The organism is Alistipes senegalensis JC50 (assembly GCF_025145645.1).
GTDB lineage: Bacteria > Bacteroidota > Bacteroidia > Bacteroidales > Rikenellaceae > Alistipes > Alistipes senegalensis.
In genome coordinates this window covers 1,567,263-1,585,617 of sequence record NZ_CP102252.1, presented here as the reverse complement: position 1 = coordinate 1,585,617, position 18,355 = coordinate 1,567,263, and the positions used below count along the sequence as shown (strand labels likewise).

8 protein-coding genes are annotated in these 18,355 nt (G+C 60.9%); 1 reads left to right on the top strand and 7 read right to left on the bottom strand.

What is annotated here, in order from left to right; translation table 11 throughout:
• Positions 1-7: 7 nt before the first annotated feature.
• The 5 genes from NQ519_RS06290 to NQ519_RS06270 are packed head-to-tail and all read right to left on the bottom strand — an operon-like array spanning position 8 to position 9,780.
• Entirely contained in the window at positions 8-1,375 is a 1,368-nt protein-coding gene (locus tag NQ519_RS06290; RefSeq protein WP_019152013.1) for a glycoside hydrolase family 88/105 protein, read from the bottom strand.
• A gap of 8 nt (positions 1,376-1,383) precedes the next feature.
• On the bottom strand, positions 1,384-2,832 hold the full coding sequence (locus NQ519_RS06285; RefSeq protein ID WP_019152014.1) for a right-handed parallel beta-helix repeat-containing protein: 1,449 nt from the start codon (positions 2,830-2,832) through the stop codon (positions 1,384-1,386).
• A gap of 51 nt (positions 2,833-2,883) precedes the next feature.
• On the bottom strand, positions 2,884-4,590 hold the full coding sequence (locus tag NQ519_RS06280) for a hypothetical protein (RefSeq protein WP_019152015.1): 1,707 nt from the start codon (positions 4,588-4,590) through the stop codon (positions 2,884-2,886).
• Between the two features lie 26 nt (positions 4,591-4,616).
• On the bottom strand, positions 4,617-6,473 hold the full coding sequence (locus NQ519_RS06275) for a RagB/SusD family nutrient uptake outer membrane protein (protein WP_083871168.1): 1,857 nt from the start codon (positions 6,471-6,473) through the stop codon (positions 4,617-4,619).
• Between the two features lie 28 nt (positions 6,474-6,501).
• Positions 6,502-9,780, bottom strand: coding sequence for a SusC/RagA family TonB-linked outer membrane protein (locus NQ519_RS06270; protein WP_026076778.1), 3,279 nt, complete (start codon positions 9,778-9,780; stop codon positions 6,502-6,504).
• A gap of 240 nt (positions 9,781-10,020) precedes the next feature.
• Here NQ519_RS06270 and NQ519_RS06265 point away from each other — a divergent pair, with 240 nt between their 5' ends.
• Positions 10,021-14,106, top strand: coding sequence for a hybrid sensor histidine kinase/response regulator transcription factor (locus NQ519_RS06265; RefSeq protein ID WP_019152019.1), 4,086 nt, complete (start codon positions 10,021-10,023; stop codon positions 14,104-14,106).
• Positions 14,107-14,317: 211 nt separating this feature from the next.
• Here NQ519_RS06265 and NQ519_RS06260 read toward each other — a convergent pair whose 3' ends face one another.
• Positions 14,318-15,940, bottom strand: a complete 1,623-nt coding sequence (locus NQ519_RS06260) for a DUF6377 domain-containing protein (protein ID WP_019152020.1) — start codon at positions 15,938-15,940, stop codon at positions 14,318-14,320.
• Positions 15,941-16,034: 94 nt separating this feature from the next.
• Entirely contained in the window at positions 16,035-18,275 is a 2,241-nt protein-coding gene (locus NQ519_RS06255) for a glycoside hydrolase family 31 protein (protein WP_019152021.1), read from the bottom strand.
• Positions 18,276-18,355 lie beyond the last annotated feature (80 nt).

Below are 18,355 nucleotides of genomic sequence, written 5' to 3'. Positions count from 1 at the left end.
TTGCGGGTTATTTGCGGTCGTAGAAGTAGATGGCCGTCGATTGGCGGATATCGAAACCGTCGAGCAGGGCGAGCATTTCGCTGCCCGCCATCAGGACGGGGCCGTAGCCGTGGGCGGTGTAGGGATGCACGTGGCGGTTGTAATAGTAGGCCGGTTCGTAGCTGACTCCCGTACCCACGCAGACGTTCTCGATCTGCCCGATGTTGTTGATCTGCGTTCCCAGCGCGTTCCATCCCAACAGCGCTGCGGGGCCGTAGGCTTTGGCGTCGAGCCATCCCCGGTTGATGCCGCGGGCGAAGCCGTAGACGAACATCGCCGTTGCCGACGATTCGAGGTAGGAGTCGTTGCGGTCGAGCAGCTGGTGCCAGAGCCCTTCGCCTGACTGGCAGGCGAGAAGCCCTGCGCAATGGGCGCGGAAGATTTCCAGCACTTCCTTGCGTCCCGGATGTTCTTCGGGCAGTACATCCAGCAGGTCGCACATTGCCAGCGTCGCCCATCCGTTCGCACGGCCCCAGCAGAGTGCCGGATGCGGGGTCATCGACTCCACCCAACTGTGCATGAAAAGTCCCGGTCCGGCGAGTTGCATGCGGCGGGCGAACTGCACGATCTGCCGCACGGCATCGTCGGCGTATGTCTCATCGCCGGTCGTCCGGTAGGCTTCGCACAATGCCGGGACGCTCATGTAGAGGTCGTCGAGCCAGAGGATGTTCTCATAGGGCTGGTTGCGGGCCACGGTGCCGTCCGGCAGACGGTAGAGTTCGTCGGTGATGAAATGCAGGATGCGGTCGGTGTAGGGTTTCAGCGTTTCGCTCTGTCCGCTGCGCATCATCGCGGCACACAATGCGCCGCAATGGTCGAGCACCCGGGGGCGGACGATCTCGTTCACGGGCGACTCCCAGGCGGCGTCCTTGCGCAGCCGGGCATCGGCAACGGGCAGCAGCTGTGCGAGCAGCTCCATACGCCGTGCGACGTAATCCGCGAATGCCCCGTTTCCGGTTGCCCGGGCGGCCTGGAGCATTCCCGAATAGGTCACTCCCCATTCGTAGGAGTAGGGCCGGAAATCGCCTTGCGTGAAGACGAAACGCGCGGGGATGCGCCGCATGTCGGTAACCCGTTCGCCCGTCGCGGCGTCGGCGATGCCGTCGGCCGTCGCACCTTCCAGGTAGTCGAGAATGCGCACCAGTTTTTCGGTCACATCCTCCCGGGCCGGGATCACGTAGGGAAAGTCGTAGTCCGAGTGCACGTTGAACAGCGAGACGCTGGCATCGGTCATGCGCTTGGTATTGTCGAGCGTGAACCGCTCCTGGCGCGGCCAGGGCTGTGCCGAAACGCTGCCTGCCGCGGTGCAAAGAATCAGAAACAGGAGTTTTTTCATCGTTGGTCTTATTGGTTGTATTCGTAAGCGCCCAGGTCGGGGGCGGAGCCGTTGTAAGGGATCGGTTCGCGGGCGAATCCGTCGCCCCGGACGGTTTCGGTGGGGGCACCCCGGTCGATGAAGGCGCTGCCGGCCGCGAGGCGTCCGAAATGTTCCGGCAACGATCCGTCGGCCCCGCGCGGAGCTGCGGCGTCTGCGGCCGAAAGCGATACGAAATCGGCGGGTTTGCCCTTGATGCCGAGGTTCCACGAGTTGTGATCGTCGGCCAGAAGGGTCAGCCCCTTGAATTGGTCCTTGCGGGCGCCGTTCATCGAAATGTTGTTGCGCAATACCCAGCCCGTGCCTTCGGTATTCTCCTTCCAGAACTGGAAATTGATCCCGTTGCCGAACGAGAGGCAGTTCTCGATCCACGCTCCCATCGGGTGGTTGTTCTGATCGAATCCCTTCTTGGCATTGTCGAACGAAATGCAGTTGCGCAGCAGGTGCGTGCCTTTGGAGTAGGCCCGGCATTCGCGGCCGCTGATGTCCAGACACCCGCCGCCCATCTTGAAGCCGTTGCCGTCGCCGGCCCAGACCTCTTCGGTCAGGCTTCCGCCCGTGCGGTCGGCGTACATGTCAACGTGGTCTTCACGATGCCCCGTGTGCCATGCCCAGCAGTCGGTCATCTCCACGGCGTGACCGCATTCGTAGAGGTCCCACGCATCGTCGGAGTTGTTCCAGGCGCGGCAGCCGATGAAACGGTTGCCCCGGCCGCTGCCCTGTTTGACGGCGAATCCGTCGGCATTGGTTCCGGCGGCTGGGACGCCCCCGTTGACGGTCCACCAGTCGAAATTGTTGTACGAATCGCAGTTGACGAAGGTGTTCCAGGCGGCTTTCTCCCCGTCGGGGTTCGGAAGCGGTTCGCCCGGTTTCTCGTGGCCGAAACTCATCGAGAATCCCGAACCGCCGTTGTGGTGCGCCACGCAGCGGTCGAAAGTGTTGTGCGAGCCGTTGACGATCCGGAATCCTTCGTTGTAGGCTCCGGTGACCTCGATGCCTTGCAGATACCAGTAGCAGCCTTCGCGCAGGACGATGCCTTGCCGCGACCAGACCGCTTCGGTCAGCCCCGAGCATTCGAACACGGGCTTTTCCCCGTTGTAGGCCAGCATGCGGATCGGTTCCGCCTCGGTGCCTCTGGCATTGAGCTCCAGCCGTTTGACGAGCGTGTATTCTCCGCCGCGCAGGTAGATGGTCCACCCTTTCGCAGCCTTCTCCACAGCCTGATGGACCGTGCAGGGACGTTCGATCGAGCCGTCGCCGGAGGTCTTGGCGTCGGGGGCTGCGAAGATGACTTTGCCCGGGGCCGGCGTCGGATCTCCGTTGCCGCTCTCGGTCGCGGGAGTGCCGGCGCAGGCGAAAAATAAGCTCAGGACCGCCGCTGCAAGGGCTTGGGTTTGTATGCCGGTAAATCGTTTCATGGCAGGTTTCGGTTGAGGTGCGAGGGCCCGAAAGCCCTCGCACCGGGTTGTTTATTGCCAGCGCGGATCGCCGTTTCCGAAGAAGTTGGCGTAGTCCGTCGTAGGCGTGAAATCGTATTCCGCACGTTTCGGGAAGGTCTGTCCCGACGAGAGGTTCGTGGCCGTTGCGGTGAACTTGCTGTCGAAAGCCGTGTCGGTCGATTTGAAGGTCGCCGTGCAGGTCAGCGTGGCGTTGTTGAACGCCGTGGGGCGAATGTTGCTGTTGTTGGTCCGCACCTCGCCCACGATCGTGTGCGAAAGCGTGATCTCCGCCTTGTCGGCATAGCCGAGGAATTCGAACAGGTAGCGCTGTCCGCCTTTCTTGGTCCCTGTCCATACGCCGTCGGCCATGAGGCCCATGTAGTCGAACGTGCAGTTCGTGACCTCGGCGGTGGGTGCGGCGACCTGATCCTTGATGCCCGTCCAGCAGCGGGCTTCGATCAGTCCGTGATAGAGGTGGTGGAAGGTCGAGTTGCGGATGATGAAGTTCGCGCAGTAGATGTCGTTGGCGTCGGTGCGCCCGCAGAGGTGGAGGAACGAATTGACATTGTCCACGTCGCGTCCGAGGTCATAGACCAGCAGATTGTCGGCCAGGATGGTATCGAAGCGGATGCGGGCATCGGCGTGGAAGCCGTAGTCGATCGATGCGAGGCAGCCCTTGGCGTAGTTGCGGATGATGCAGTCGGCGATTTCCAGCCGGCCGACGGCGATGTCGCGGGCGGTGTTCTTCACGTCGAACGAGAACATCGCGTCGTTGGGCTGCACGGAGAGGTCCTCCTGTCCGCCTGAGGGGATGAGTCCCGATACTTCCAGCCCCTCGATCCGCACGAGCGGCATCGACGACGATGTTTCGGTGGTGCCGCCGAGGATGAAACTTTTGAGGTAGAGCCTCGGTTTGGCGCCTCCGGGAGCGGCTTTGACGGTGACGGCTTTCGTCAGGTCGATGGTTTCCGACGAATAATCGTAGGTCTGGCCCGCGGTCAGCAGGACGATGGCGCCTTCGGGAGCCTCTTCGATGACGGTTTTCAGGTCATCTTCGTTCGTGACGAGGATCGCGCCCTCGGGCAGCTGGGGCATCGTGAACCAGACATAGCTGGCCAGTTCGCCGTTGATATAGAACGACGCCTTGTATTTTACGCCTGCTTTGAGATCCGTGACCACGGCCTGCATCTCCCGGATCTCTTCGTCGCTCAGCACGCGGTGAATGTCCGCCTCTCCGGTGGCTGTGAGGAGGATTTCGCGGGCTCCGAGGTCTTCGGTCCACGAAAGTGCGGCCGAAGTGTAGGTCATGTCGGCATAGCCCACCTCGTTGAAGACCGAGCGCATCAGTCCCGTCGTACCTTCCGAATAGAGGTATTTCGAGTTGAGAGCTTCGTTGTCGGCCAGCGCACAGAGGCGGATGTAATAGAGAGTCTCTTCTTCGAGACCCGTGAATACGGCTTCGTAATTCTTTCCGTCGGACGCGGGAATGTCCTGCGTGGCGGCGATTTCGGCGAATTCGGCATCTTCGGAGAGATCGACGCGGTATCCCGCGGCGCCGTAGGAGATGCCCCAGCGGACGACGAGCCCGTTGTCCTGTTTGAAATTTACGAGATCGGTGGGCAGGAACAGCCGCGGATCGTTCCACTCCTGCGACTGGTCGTCCTGACAGGCGATGAAGCCTGCGGCCGTCAGCAGCGCTGCGGCCAGCGTCAGCAGTTTTCGGTATGTTGCTTTCATGTCTTTCTTCGGGTTGGGTTAAATGTCTATCGTTTGCCGTAGCGGTTGACGATCATGCCTTTGCTTTCGGCCACGACATCTTTCGGGTAGGGATAGATGTAGACCATCGGGTCGCGGTTGTAGATTTCGGGTCGCCACCACTGATCGACCGCATCGTTGACGATGTATTCGCTGCCGGACTGGCTGACCATCTCTTTGGCCCAGCCCCTCGTGGAGTAACCCGCGGGTGCCGAGGACATGTTCTGGTCGAGGCCCACGATGTCGAGCGTGCCGTCGTCGAGCAGTTTCCAATAGATGTTGGCCGGGATGTCCTTGTATTTGCCGGTGCCGGTGCGGGCGCCTACGGCCATGTCGATGTGTTTTTGCCGCAGGTCGATGAGGCTTTGGCGGAGGCGGTTCCAACGGATGAGGTCGTATTTGCGGATACCTTCGCCGCAGAACTCCCAGGCGCGCTCCTGTGCGACGGCTTCGAAGAAGTCGTCATGTCCCGTGAGGGCCGCGACGTAGTTATCGACCTTCTCCGCATGGAGTCCGGAGGCGAAGGCACGGCGGCGGACCGTTTTCAGCGCCTCGCGGGCCAGATCGGTGGGGCCGTCGTTGAGTTCGTTCTCGGTCTCGGCCAGCATCAGCAGGGCATCGGTGTAGCGCAGGACCGGGAAGTTGATTCCGGTGTTGATCGTGGCGCCTGCGCCCTGCGGGGTCTTCATGTCGAGCTTCGACCATTTGCCGATGTAGATGTTCTTCCAGTCGGAGATCTTTTGCTCGATGCGGCCCTTCGTGTTGTTCCAGACCCACGTGTAAGGTGTGCAGTTGACGCTGCGGCGCTGGTCGGCGCTGTCGAAAGAGTGGAAATAGGGCATCGTCACCATGAACCAGGGGTTGCTGTATCCGTAGATGATGCTCGGGCTGTTGTCGATGCGCTGGCCGATGTAGTGGCCCACGTAGCTCGAATAGCTCATGGCCATCGCCACTTCGTAGAGCATGTCGTCGTTCGACGGGAAGACCTTCTGGGCTTCGTTGACGAACACCTGTTTGTAGGAGAGTCCCAGCGAGTGCTTGCCCGATTCGTAGAGTTTGCGGGCATAGGTGTTGGCTATGCGGTAGTATTTTTCGTAGTCGTCCGGGCGGACCATCCGTCCGGGGTCCGAAACGTCGTCGGCGTTGGGACGCAGCGCCCAGCCGCCGCGCGTGAGCGACAAGCGGGCGATGAGCGCCTGCACGGCGCCGCGGTTCATGCGTTCGCAGGCTTCGGCGATCTTCGAGGCGTAGAACATGCCCGGTTCGGCGTCGATCAGATCGTCGATCAGGTAGGCGAGTATCTCGTCACGGTCGGTGGGGGCGATGTAGAAATCGTCGTTGTAGCGGGTCTCGCGCGTCAGGAAAGGCACGTCGCCCCAGTTGCGGACCAGTTCCAGATAGAGCAGTGCGCGCAGGGCCTTGGCTTCGCCGTAGAGCTGGCGGATGGCCGAGGGCGTTTCGGGCGAGGTTGCGCCGAGCAGCGGACCGTTCTCGATGCCCGCGATGCACTCGTTGGCGCTGTTGATGCCCATGTAGAGATCGGCCCACATCGGGAGCGTTTCGGTATTGGCCGAGGTGAGCGTATAGTCCCACAAGCCTCGGCGGCTGTCCTCGGCCGTGGCGTTGGTTTTGGCGTACTCGATGTCGTTGTTGTAGGGGGCGAAAAGGCTTACCCTTTGGCTGTAAAGCGAGTTGCGCGCCAGAACGGCGTAGATGTTCATCACGGCGCGGTAGGTGTCGCCTTCGGTGCTGAATACCTTCGTGTCGGGCATGGTCGAAGGGGACTCCGTGGAGAGGAAGTCCGCGCAGGAGCAGACGGTGAGCAGGAGCCAGAGGGCGGTGATATGTCGGATGGTTCGTTTCATGGTTATGGTATTTTAGCGTTGCCGGAAATCAGAAGGTGAGGTTGACGCCGAAGGCGAACGACCGTGTGCGGGGGTAGGCCGAGTAGTCCACGCCCGGGGTGAGGGGCGAACTGCGGCGCGTATCGACCTCGGGATCGAAGCCCGTGTAGGCCGTCCAGCAGAAGAGGTTCGTGGCGGTGACGTAGATGCGGCATTTCGAGAGCCAGACCTTTTTGGTGATGCGCTGCGGCAGGGTGTAGCCCAGCGTGAGGTTGCTCAGACGCAGGAACGAGCCGTCCTCGATGGCCCACGAGTGGAGAATCGGGTACTGGTAGACCGGGCTCCAAATCGAGGCGTTGACATTCAGCGCCCGCAGAGCCTCCTTGTCGTTGCGCAGGTCGTTGCCGGCGTCGTCGAAGACGCGGAAACGGTGTCGTGAATCCATCTCCGAGCGGAGGTTGTGCCACTGGTATTTGCCCGTCGATGTGTTGAAGAGCTTCTGGGCGTTGTAGATGCTGTTGCCGTAGACCCAGTTGAACATCGCCGAGAGGTCGAAGCCTTTGAATGCGGCCGTCAGGCTGAAACCTCCGGTGTGCTTGGGGTTGGCGTTGCCGATCACCGTGCGGTCGGCTTCGGTCACGATGCACGACTCGGGGTCGTTCGGGTCGTATGGGGTGGTCTTTTTGAGTTTGAGCGAACCCACGCGCGGATAGTCGCCCGGATTGCCGTTCGAACCGGTGATGTTCTGGCTGTTGGCCACTCCGGGTTTGAGCACCCAGCCGGGACCGTCCTCATAATCGTCTACGGTGTAATATCCGTCGGTGACGTAGCCGTACATCAGACCCACGGGTTCGCCCTCTTTGAGCAGGTAGTCGCGCAGGTTGTTGTTGTTCCAGCCGCTGTCGTAGAATTTCTGCTCTGCACCGTAGAGCTTGTCCACCTTGTTGCGGTTGAAGGCGATGTTGAACGAGGCCGAGAGCTGGAAGTCGCGTTTATCGACGATCACGCCCGTAAGCGAGATTTCCAGACCGCGGTTCGAGGTCTGCCCGACGTTGACCTGCTGTTCGTTGTAACCCGTGTGGAGGGGAATCTTGTTTTTGATGAGCAGGTCGCGCGTCGTGTTCCAATAGAGTTCGACACTACCCGAGAGCCGGTTTTTCAGCACTCCGAAATCGACGCCGAGGTTGCGGGTCGCGGTGGTTTCCCACACCAGGTCTTCGTTGATGAGCACCGACGAGGAGTTGGTGAGGTAGATGTTGGGTTTGCCGCCGATGCCGGCCACCATGTTCTGCTGTCCGGTGAACATCCCCTTGAACGTGCGGCGCCACATGTCGTTGGCGATGCGGTTGTTGCCCGCTTCGCCGTAGCTGACGCGCAGTTTCAGGTCGTCTATCCATTCGGCCTGTTTGAGGAACGGCTCTTCGGAGATGCGCCAGGCGAAAGCCGCCGAGGGGAAACAACCCCATTGGTTGCCGGGTGCGAATTTCGACGATCCGTCGATGCGCACGGTCGCCGTGACGAGGTATTTGTTGCGGTAGGAGTAGTTCACGCGGCCGAAGAACGACGCCATGGCCACGGGGGTATCTTCGAAAGTGTAAGGATACTCCTGCGACCCGAAGGCCATGTTGGCGAAAATATCGTCGATGGCCATGTCCGCAGGCAGCTGGTAGGATTTCATCTCGCGCAGCGTCGAAGTCTCGCGCATGGCCTCGAATCCGGCCATGACGTTGATGTTGTGCTTTTTGCGGTAGTTCTTGATGTCGTAGGTCAGCGTGTGCGACGTGCGCCAGCGGGGCATGTTCTGCGTGGTGATCTGGGCCACGGGCTGCGATCCGGCCTGCCGCGAGGTGTAGGTCAGCGGGCCGTAGTAACGCTTGGTTTCGTAGTCGCGTGTCAGCATGCCGAAATCGGAGCGCCAGGTGAAGTGCTTGGCGAATTTCCATGTGACGGCACCGTTGACGTTCAGTTCGTTGCGCCGCTGCCGTTTGTAGTCCTGCTTGATGAGCTCCACGGGGTCGTAGAGCTGGCTCTGGGCCTCGATGTTCTCGTCCACCCACGAAATGTCCTGATCCGAGGCGCCGTGTCCGCGTTCGGCTTTGCCGATGGTCGGGCGGTAGCTTACGGCGTTCTTGATCTCGGTCGAGGAGTTGACCGTCGTGCCGGCTCCGTCGATCACCGTATTGGTATAGTAGGCCGACAGGTCGAGCCGCACGTTCTTGAACAGATCGTGGTTCATCTTGAAGTTGAGGTTCGTGCGCCGGTAACCCGATTCGAGCAGCACGCCGTCCTCGTCGAGGTGCGTGGCGCTCAGCGTGAAGCGGGTCTTGTTCGTGCCGCCCGCTATCGAGAGGTTATGCGATTGTCCCCAGGCCGTACGGCCGTACATCTCCGACTGGGTGTCGCGGCCGGGCATCCGGCGGTAGATGTCGAAATCGGCCGGCGTGCCGAAGTGGCTGGCGAAGGACTCGGCGTCCTGGCCGCCTTTGAGCGAGGTCAGCTCGTACTGCATCTGCACGAATTCATAGGGCTTCATAACGTCGATCATCTTCGGCACGTATTTCATCTGCGCGAAGGCGTTGTAGGAGACCGTCGTTTTGCCGGCTTTGGCCGATTTGGTGGTGATGATGATGACGCCGTTGGCACCGCGTGCGCCGTAGATGGCTGCCGAGGAGGCGTCCTTCAACACGTCGATCGATTGGATGTCGTTGACCGAAATGTCGGAGATGCGCTCCACGGGGAATCCATCGACGATATAGAGCGGCGAATTGTCCTGCGTGATGGACCCTCCTCCGCGCACGCGTATCTTTACATCTGCGTCGGGCGATCCGTCGGTCGTGGTGATCTGTACGCCGGGCATGCGTCCGGTGAGGGCCTGGGCCATGTTCGAAACGGGAGAATCCGCGAGGACCCGGCCCGAAACGGAGGCTACGGCGCCCGTGAGATCGCGTTTGGCCACCGAGCCGTAGCCGATGACCACGACCTCATCCATCGAAACGACATCCTCTTCGAGGATGATGGTGTAGACGGTTTTTTTCTCCGAAAGGGGCACTTCACGCGGAGCGTATCCGATGAAGGAGACGCTCAGTGCCTTGGCGTCGGCCGGGATTTTCAGATTGAAGACGCCGTTGGCGCCCGTGGTGGTGCCGGTGGTCGTTCCCTTGACCATGACGGTGACGCCGGCCATCGCCTCCCCGGACACGGATTTCACGCTTCCGGTGATGTCGCGCTGCGGCGCTGCGGCCTGCGCATGGACACCTGCCGAAAGAAGGAGCGTCAGCGCCAGGCTTCGCAGCATCCGGCGGACATGCTGGGTAAAGTTTCTTTGCATAGGTTAGCGGGTTTAATGTTTGGTTCGGTTGCGTTTTGCACGGGCGGTTCGGACCCGTAATGCAAAGGTAGCGGACCCTGTCGGGGAAATTTATTCAAATTGTAACATTAAACTGTTCTTTTGTTGCATCGCCGCCGCAGGACGAATCCCGGCCGGGGTCGGAGCTGTTTTCTTCGAAATAAAGATAGTCGTTTTCCCGATATGTTTGTTATTTTTGTCTTGTAAGCCTCGCCTGTAAATATGAAAAACATCTTCTTCGCGGCCTTTTTTGCGGCCTTTCTGACTTCCGCGCCGCTCGCAGCCGGCGAGCTGGCTCCTGATACCGACACCCGGCTCGCGTTCAAGTACCTGAGCGTGAACGACGGTCTGTCGCAGAACTCCGTGACCTCGATTTTGCAGTCCTCCGACGGACGGATGCTCATCGGCACTTACGACGGGCTCAACTTTTTCGACGGCTACGCCATCCGGCCCGTGCGCCATTCGGCCAAACGCCGCGGAGGGTTGGCCAACAACCGTATCGTATGTCTCAGCGAAGCTGCCGACAGCACGATCTGGATCGGGCTCGACGGAGGTGTGATGCGTTACGATCCCGGCACCGACAGCTATACCGATTATGCGGAAAGGCTCCGGGGCGTCGATTTGCGGAAGGTCCGTGCCATCTGCGAAGATTCGGCGGGCGATGTCTGGATCGGCCATGAGAAAGGGGTGGTCGTCGCAAGCCCTGACGGAAAAGGCGATTACTCTTTTGTGGCGGCTGGCGGACTGGAGGCTCTCGATGTCAGCGACATCACCGAAGACGGCCGGGGAAACGTCTGGATCGGCACCTCGCAGGGATTGTACCTTTGCGGCCGCGACGGTCGCAAAAGCCGGGCGGTGCGGCTGATCGGCGGTATTCCGGGCGGTGCGGTGCGTTTCGTGGAGTGCGACCGGTGGGGCGTGCTTTGGGTGAGCCATGACCGGGGTATTTCGGTGAGTACGGACGGTGAACGCTTCACCGACCTCCGGCTGCCGTCGGGCGTCCGTTTCCAGGCGGTCTGCACCGTCCGCGACCGGGAGGATCACCTTTGGGTGGGCTGCGATACGGAGGGCGTTTACTCCCTCGGGTTCGATGCCCAGTATCGGGTGGTTTCGGCGGAACACTATGCCAAGTCCGATTTTTTCGGGCGCATCAGCGATAACGATGTTTCCTGCCTCTGCATCGACCGTTCGGGGGTGCTTTGGGTCGGGACGCGCCGCGGGGTGAACTATGCGCCGACCGCAGCCCCGGAGTTCTATACTTTCAAACCGCTCGTCGGGCGCCGCTACACCGAACTGGGGTATGACGGGAGTCATGTCAACACGCTGTTCATTGATGACCGGGGACGGCTGTGGGCCAATACTTTCAAAGGTTCGACCTACCGTTACGATTTCCGTACGGGCCGTTTGGAGGATCTTGCCGCGGCGGTCACGCGCAATTCCGTGTCGCGCATTCTGCAAACTGCCGGAGGAACTCTCTGGGTAGCCGCCCAGGAGGGGGTCTATCGGTTGGATGAACTGCCCGGAGGCGGTTTCCGGAAACGTCTGCTGCACTTGCCAGGGATTCCCGAAGACGTTTCCCGCCGTTATCGTTATTTCCTCGATCTGTGCGAGGACGGTTGCGGCGACATCTGGATCGCCACGATGGACGGGCTGATTCGTTACGATGTCCGCAGCGGGCGCACCGTTACCTATACGGCTGCGCACGGGCTGGCTTCGAATTCCGTCTATTCGCTGCTGGCCGATGCGAAAAACGGACTGGTCTGGGCCGGGTCCGCGGAAAGCGGACTTTCGAAAATTCGCTATACGGACTCCGGCTCCGGTATCGAGGTCGAGGTCGTGCGGCAGGATTCCGCGCCGTTCGCCCTGAGCGACAACCATGTCTGGTGTCTGCGTATGACCCGTGACGGAACGCTTTGGGTGGGAACCGACGCCGGACTGAACCGGATGACGGTGGACGGCGGAGAGATCCGTGCGGTGGAGCATATTCTCTCGCCGGAGCTCGAAGACGCCAAGATACTGGCCATCACGGAAGACCTCGCCGGCGACCTGTGGCTCAACGGCAGTCAGGGGCTTTATCGCTATCAGCCCGCTACGGGGCGCGTAAAGCGTTATGTGAGCGATGACGGTTTGCAAAGCAATACCTGGACCGAGGGGGCTGCCGTGTCGGACAACGGCTGGCTGTTCGTGGGCGGCATCAACGGCATCAACTATTTCAATCCGTCCGATTTCCGGACCGATCCCTATCCCGGGGAACCGATGTTCACCGGATTGAAGGTGTTCGGGCAGCGGGTCGTACCCGGCGGGGAGTACGACGGACGCGTCCTGCTCCGGGAACCCCTGAACCGGACCCGGAGGCTGGAACTGGGGTATCGGCAGAGTAACTTCACGCTCGAATTCACCTCCGACCAGTATGTCAATCCTGCCAAGAACCTCTTCCGTTATCGGCTGGAAGGATACGACCCCGATTGGACGGTGGTCGGGGCCGGGCAGCGTTTCGCTGCCTACACACGGCTTCCGGCGGGACATTACCGCTTCCGGCTCGCCTCGTCGAACAGCGACGAGGTTTGGAGCGACCGGGAGCGTTCGTTGGAGATCGTCGTGCATCCGGCGCCCTGGGCGACCTGGTGGGCCTATCTGCTCTATGTCTTTGCTGCGGCTGCGGTGGTCTTTGCCGGGATATTCTATTTGGTGTCGCGTCAGCGCTGGCGCCGCAAACTCTTCATGCAGCAGATCGAGCAGGAGAAGACCCGTGAACTTTCCGAAATGAAGCTCAGCTTCTACACGAACATCACCCACGAACTCCGCACGCCGCTGGCGCTCATCACCGCGCCGCTCAAAGACCTGGAGGAGCGTACGGACCTCGGCGAATACGTCGGTTTCCGGCTGGGGCTGATTCGCCGGAACGTCAACAAACTGCTGAAACTGATCAACCAGCTGCTTGAAATCCGCAAGGTTTCGGCCCAGAACCTGCCGCTGAAAGTGTCGCGCTACGATCTGGCCTATACTGTCCGCGAGGTGGTGCACTCGTTTGGGAGCATGAGCGAACAGACCGGGATCATGATGCACTTTGAGGCGCCCAAGGAAATTCCGGATGCGTGGTTCGACCGCGATAAGATAGAAAAGGTGCTTCAGAATCTGATCTCCAACGCCTATAAATTCACACCCGAGCAGGGCGATATCCATGTCCGGCTGGCTGTCGAGCAGCACGACCGGGTTCATTATGCCGTGATTGCGGTACAGGATTCCGGGGTCGGCATTCCGGCTGCGGACATGCACCGGATCTTCGACCTTTTTTTCCACGGGACGCCTCTGAACGGTGTGAGCAGCGGCGTGGGACTGTCGTTTTCAAAGGCGCTGATCGAACTCCATGCGGGCGAGATCACGGTCGGCAGCGAGGAGGGCAAGGGCTCCGTTTTCACGGTTCGCTTTCCCATCGACCGCAGCTGTTATTCTGACGAACAGGTTTCCGAGCTCGGTGAATCTCCGCAGTCCCGGACCGGAGAGGAGCCGGCGGAATCCGGGACTGATGGGAGGAAATATCTGGTGCTGATCGTCGAAGACAATGCCGACATGAGTGCTTACATCGAGAGCTGCCTGAAAGAGCATTTCCGGATAGCCGTGGCTCCTGACGGCGGGGCGGGGCTGGCGCTGGCGCAGAAACTGAAACCCGACGTGGTCATCAGCGACCTGATGATGCCCGTGATGGACGGCATCGAGTTCACCCGCCGGATGAAGGAGAATCCCCGCACCAATTTTATCCCGATCATCGTCCACAGCGTCAAGGAGGACCAGCAGTCGATCCGCGAAGCCCTGACCGCCGGGGCTCAGGAGTATATCATCAAGCCGTTCGAAGCCGAGAACCTGATTTTCCGCATCCGCAATCTGCTCAGTTCGCGCGAACACTTCGCCCGTAAGCTCAGAACCGAGACCATTACCGAGCCCACGGTCGTCGAACTGCCTTCGGACGACGAACAGCTGCTGCGCCGTCTGAGCGCCGTAGTGGAGGCCAATATCCAGAACCCGCTTTTCGACATAGAGTATCTGGCGGGCGAACTGCATATGAGCCGTATGCAGCTTTACCGCCGTATGCAGCGCATTGCGGGCGGGCGCACCGTCTCGGAGATCATCCGCGACATCCGCATCAAGCGTGCGGCCCAGCTGCTTGCTTCGGGAGGCATGCGTGTCAGCGAAGTGATGGTCGAGGTGGGGATGAATAACCAGTACCGGTTCACAAAGTATTTTCAGGAGGCTTACGGCATGACCCCGAAGGAATACAGCCAGCTACATGCTCCGCAGCAGAAGTCCTGACCGGCGGGGCAGATGGACCCGGGGCGTGTCGTGAAGAAGCCGGAGGCGAAAGATTCCGGCCGACCGATTCGGGACTTTGGGGCTCTCGGGATTCCCGGAGAGTGCCGCATTGTCGGGTGACAGGGGCGGTGCATGGCCCGCTTTCGGGTGATTCGTCGCCTCCGTAGCTGGCTGTCGGTGAATCGCCGGCCATTCCGCCGAATATATTCCGTCAGAGGCCGATATGCTGGATCTTCCTTTCGAAATCGCTGCGCGAGCCGAGCGCCGAATTGCGGAGTTTGGTGCGATAGGTATAAACCGTTGCCGAAGCGCAGTTCAGAAAACTGGCGATGCAACCGCTGTCGGTGATCCCCAGCCGCATGACGGCCAGGATGCGCAGTTCGGTCGAAAGAGCCCCGTCCGAACGCACCGGAAAACGCGCCGGCTCTTCGAGCAGCTCGTTGACCCGCTCTACGAAGTCGGGGAAGATGCCGAGGAACGTTTCGTCGAAGATGCGGTAGAAGTCGCGGTAATTGCGGTCCACATCCGAAGGCGACCGCAGTTTGCGCATCAGGGCCTCCGTACCGTCGGTTTTGGCGGTTTTTCGCAATTCCATCCGGTATTCGTCAACCCGGCCGATGTAATGCGAGGCGAGCTGCATGTAGCGGAACACATAACTGTCCTTGATCTTGTTGGCGTCGCGCAGACGGTCGTTCACGATCCGGAACTGTTCGTTGCGTTCGTGAAGCCGCCTGTTGACTTCGTAAATCAGGGAGGTGTTGCGCCTCAGCCGCAGGTGCTGGCGCTGCGTGTGGAACAGCAGCAGGGCTATGATCACCAGCAGAAGCAGGAAAACGCTGACCATGACCGTCAGGATGCGGCTGCGGGAGTTGATGCTGTAAACCACGGCCTGATTGATGATCATCTCGGCCTGGCTCGAATGGAAGATGCGCGTGTTGTAGTTGCACGAAAGCATATCGGCGACCGTGCACTGAATATAGCGGGCCGCACGCTCCATGTCCTTCTCCTCGAACATCATCAGCGCCAGTTCGTACAGGGAGAGGTACTCCCTGACGGGGGTTCGCAGGTCGTTTACCGCGGCGCGGGCGAGCCAGTATTTGCGCTGCTCGCGGTCGCCGAGGGTTTCGTATACGTTGGCTATGTTGTACGCCACGCGGGCCAGTGTCCGCGAACTCTGCCGGGGATTGTAAAGCGGCAGCAGCACATCGAGCGCCTCGTCGCAACGCTGCTGCGACAGCAGGTCGATGGCCCGCAGCCGTTGGCGTGTGACGTACGAGTGTCCGTCGAAGCCGATGCGCACGCGCCGTATCCGGGCGAGCGTGTCGGCATAGGCCCTGCTGCGGGATTCGGAGGTGTTCTGCGAGGCGAGACGCCCGTAGACGACCATCTGCTGAGTGTAGTAGCTCGCACGCATCCGCTTGGTGATGCCTGCGGTGTCGAGCGACCGAATCCGGTCGTAGGCGTCTTCGATGTTGTTGCGGCCGATCAGGACGGATATGTCGCAGGTGGTGGACAGAAACTTCATGTCCCGGCGGCCCGTGTGCTCGGCAAGGTCGTACATCAGGGCGACGTAACGGGCGGCCGTGTCGATATTGTAGGTGATGTAGGCGTCGAAAAGCCGGTTCGCGGTCTGCCAGCGCCGCGTGTCGTCGTCGGCGTCCCGCAGCGCCCGGCGCAGCGAATCGGCGCGGAGGTTGAAACGCTCGGTGTAAACGGCCTTGTTCTCGATGGTACGGTCCAGTTCGGCCAGCAACAATTCCGTTTCGCTCTGGCGGCAGGCGACGAGTCCGGCAAGGCAGAGAGCGCAGGCGATATATGGCGGAAAAGTCTTCATCGGTTCGGGTTTATAGACAAATTTATAAAAAAAGACGAATCCCGCACCGTTTCCCGGCGGAGATTCGTCGCACGTTTCGCTCTCCGGGGTCGGATCAAACGATGATTTCGATCTTCACCTCCCGGCGGATGTCGGTCGCGGGGACCTCTATCACACGGCATTTCAGCTTTTCATCGAACACGGGCTTCACGCTGCGGCCCCCGACCTTCGCTTTTTCGATCTTTCCGGCGGCGGGGAGCTGAAGCCGGTAGGCGCGTTTGACGACCTGACCTTCGTAAGAGCCTGCGGTGGGACGGACCGTTACGGTCGTCACCCGCCCCGTCCGGCGGTAATTGAGTTGCGTGGTCGCATACGCACCCCGTTCGTAATCGCGGGTCACTCCGTCGTCCTCGTAGAGCGTATAGGTGTTGTCGGCATCGCCGGCCGAGGGGTAGACGCGCATGACGAGCGTCGTGAGCGGCGTCGAGGCCGGCCGCGGCGTATAGGGCTGCATGGGCAGCACCCAGCCTCCCCGGACGTAGAGCGGAAACTCTTCGAGCGGCTTGGATATTTCGCACTCCCGGCCGCCGTCGAAGCGTTCATGGGTGAAGAAGTCGTACCAGACATCCTCTCCGGGGAACCACACCCGTTGCGAAGCGACCTTGTCGGGGCCCGTGCCGGGCGAGGCGATGGGGGCGGCGAGCAGCAGGTCCCCGAAAAGGAACTCCTGCTCGTTGCAGTATGCGCGTTCGTCGCCGCCGTATTCGATATACATCGGGCGGTTCAGCGGCACCATCGTCGAATGGGTCTGCCAGACGCTGCTGTAAACGTAGGGCATCAGCTCCGAGCGCATGTGGTACATGCGGCGCATGGCGGCGGTTTCGCGTTCGCCGCTGATCCACGGACGGCGGTCGAGCCGCGCATCCTTGGTCGAGTGCACGCGCAGGGCGGCCGACAAGGCTCCGAACTGCGTCCAGCGCACGGTAAGTTCGGGATTGGGGTCGCCGCGGAATCCGCCGATGTCGTGCGCCCAGTAGTAGCAGCCCGCATTGCCGCTGGCGGCCGTGAGCTTGACCTCGAAAGCCAGCATCTCCCAGTTGGCCTGCGCGTCGCCCGAGAACTGGATGGGATGGCGGTGGTCGCCCCACCCGGCCCAACGGCTGTAACCCGCGCCGCGCAGCCCTTTCCGCTCCGTTTCGCGGTAGTAAAGTTCGTTGATCCACTGCAACGAGGTGGAACGGTATCCCCGCACCTCGGGATAGAGGTAGTTCTGCTGCCAGTCGAGCCACCAGAAATCGACGCCCATATCCTCGGTGGTGTGATGGGCGTGTTTGAAGAAGGTCTCCATGTATTTGCGGTCGCCCAGGTCGAAAAGGAGCGGTTTGGCCGGATCGGCCCCCATATCCTTCATAAAGGCGCCGTACATCTCCTCGTGGGGACGGATGCCGTCGTGCGGATGGTCGTTGAGCGATACGGTCACGCCGCGGCGGTGCACCTCGGCGATCAGCGCTTCGGGATCGGGAATGCGTTCGCGCTCCCAGGTATAGCCCGTCCAGCTGCGGCTGCCGGCATGACCGGTGCCGGTTCGGGCCGTATAGGTGTGCCAGCCCATGTCGAAGACGAGGTTGTCGAGCGGGAAGTCGTTCTGCTCGTAGCCGTCGATGATCGAGAGGAACTCCTCGGAGGTGTAGTCCCAGTAGCGGCAGTACCAGACGCCGTGGATGTATTTGCGGGTCATCGGAACCCGTCCGCCGATGGCTCCCAGGTCGGCCAGCGCGGCCTTGTAGTCGTTGCCGTAGACGAAGCAGTACTGGTCCTGCACATGGCTGCGGGTGTCGCGCGGCCGGAGCCATCCATCGACCAGCAGGTCGGAGCGTTCGTCGTCGATCACGTACCAGCCGTCGCGGCTCAGCAACCCGTCCTGCATGGGGATTTCACCGGTGACGCGGTCGAGGGTTTCGACCGGGCCGCCGAGGTTGTTGCGGAAGATGCAGCGGTTGGTGAACTTCTTTTCCTTGCCGTTGAGCTTGTAGTAGGCCGCGAAGTTGTGCAGTCCGAACGGGAAGCCGTCGTGCTCGTAGACGATACGCAGGGCTTCGGTCGTGATCTCGTAGCGGTCGCCGCCCAGCGCCCGCACCTCGAACCGGTCCGCGGGAAGCAGGTTCGAACGGTCGTAGGCGAAGATCGTGGGATCGTCGATGAATTTGCCGTCGCGGGCGAATTCCAGCCGGAAGAGCGTCGGCGTGATGAGCGTCAGGCGGTTCTCGCCGAAGACGAGCGGATTCCCTGATGGCTGTGCGACGGCCGAAAGTCCGCAGCTCAGCAAGAGCAGAAGTGTCGGGAAAAATTTTTTCATGGATTGAAAAACAGTTGAAAAATTCTCCGCACCGTTCATTCCGACGATGCGGAGAGGGGATTCGATTCTTCGTAATGGGT

Bases quoted from the DNA above. Each gene is read 5' to 3' on its own strand.
- NQ519_RS06255 (WP_019152021.1), bottom strand. From the start codon at position 18,275: ATGAAAAAATTTTTCCCGACACTTCTGCTCTTGCTGAGCTGCGGACTT.
- NQ519_RS06275 (WP_083871168.1), bottom strand. From the start codon at position 6,473: ATGAAACGAACCATCCGACATATCACCGCCCTCTGGCTCCTGCTCACC.
- NQ519_RS06290 (WP_019152013.1), bottom strand. From the start codon at position 1,375: ATGAAAAAACTCCTGTTTCTGATTCTTTGCACCGCGGCAGGCAGCGTT.
- NQ519_RS06280 (WP_019152015.1), bottom strand. From the start codon at position 4,590: ATGAAAGCAACATACCGAAAACTGCTGACGCTGGCCGCAGCGCTGCTG.
- NQ519_RS06270 (WP_026076778.1), bottom strand. From the start codon at position 9,780: ATGCAAAGAAACTTTACCCAGCATGTCCGCCGGATGCTGCGAAGCCTG.
- NQ519_RS06260 (WP_019152020.1), bottom strand. From the start codon at position 15,940: ATGAAGACTTTTCCGCCATATATCGCCTGCGCTCTCTGCCTTGCCGGA.
- NQ519_RS06265 (WP_019152019.1), top strand. From the start codon at position 10,021: ATGAAAAACATCTTCTTCGCGGCCTTTTTTGCGGCCTTTCTGACTTCC.
- NQ519_RS06285 (WP_019152014.1), bottom strand. From the start codon at position 2,832: ATGAAACGATTTACCGGCATACAAACCCAAGCCCTTGCAGCGGCGGTC.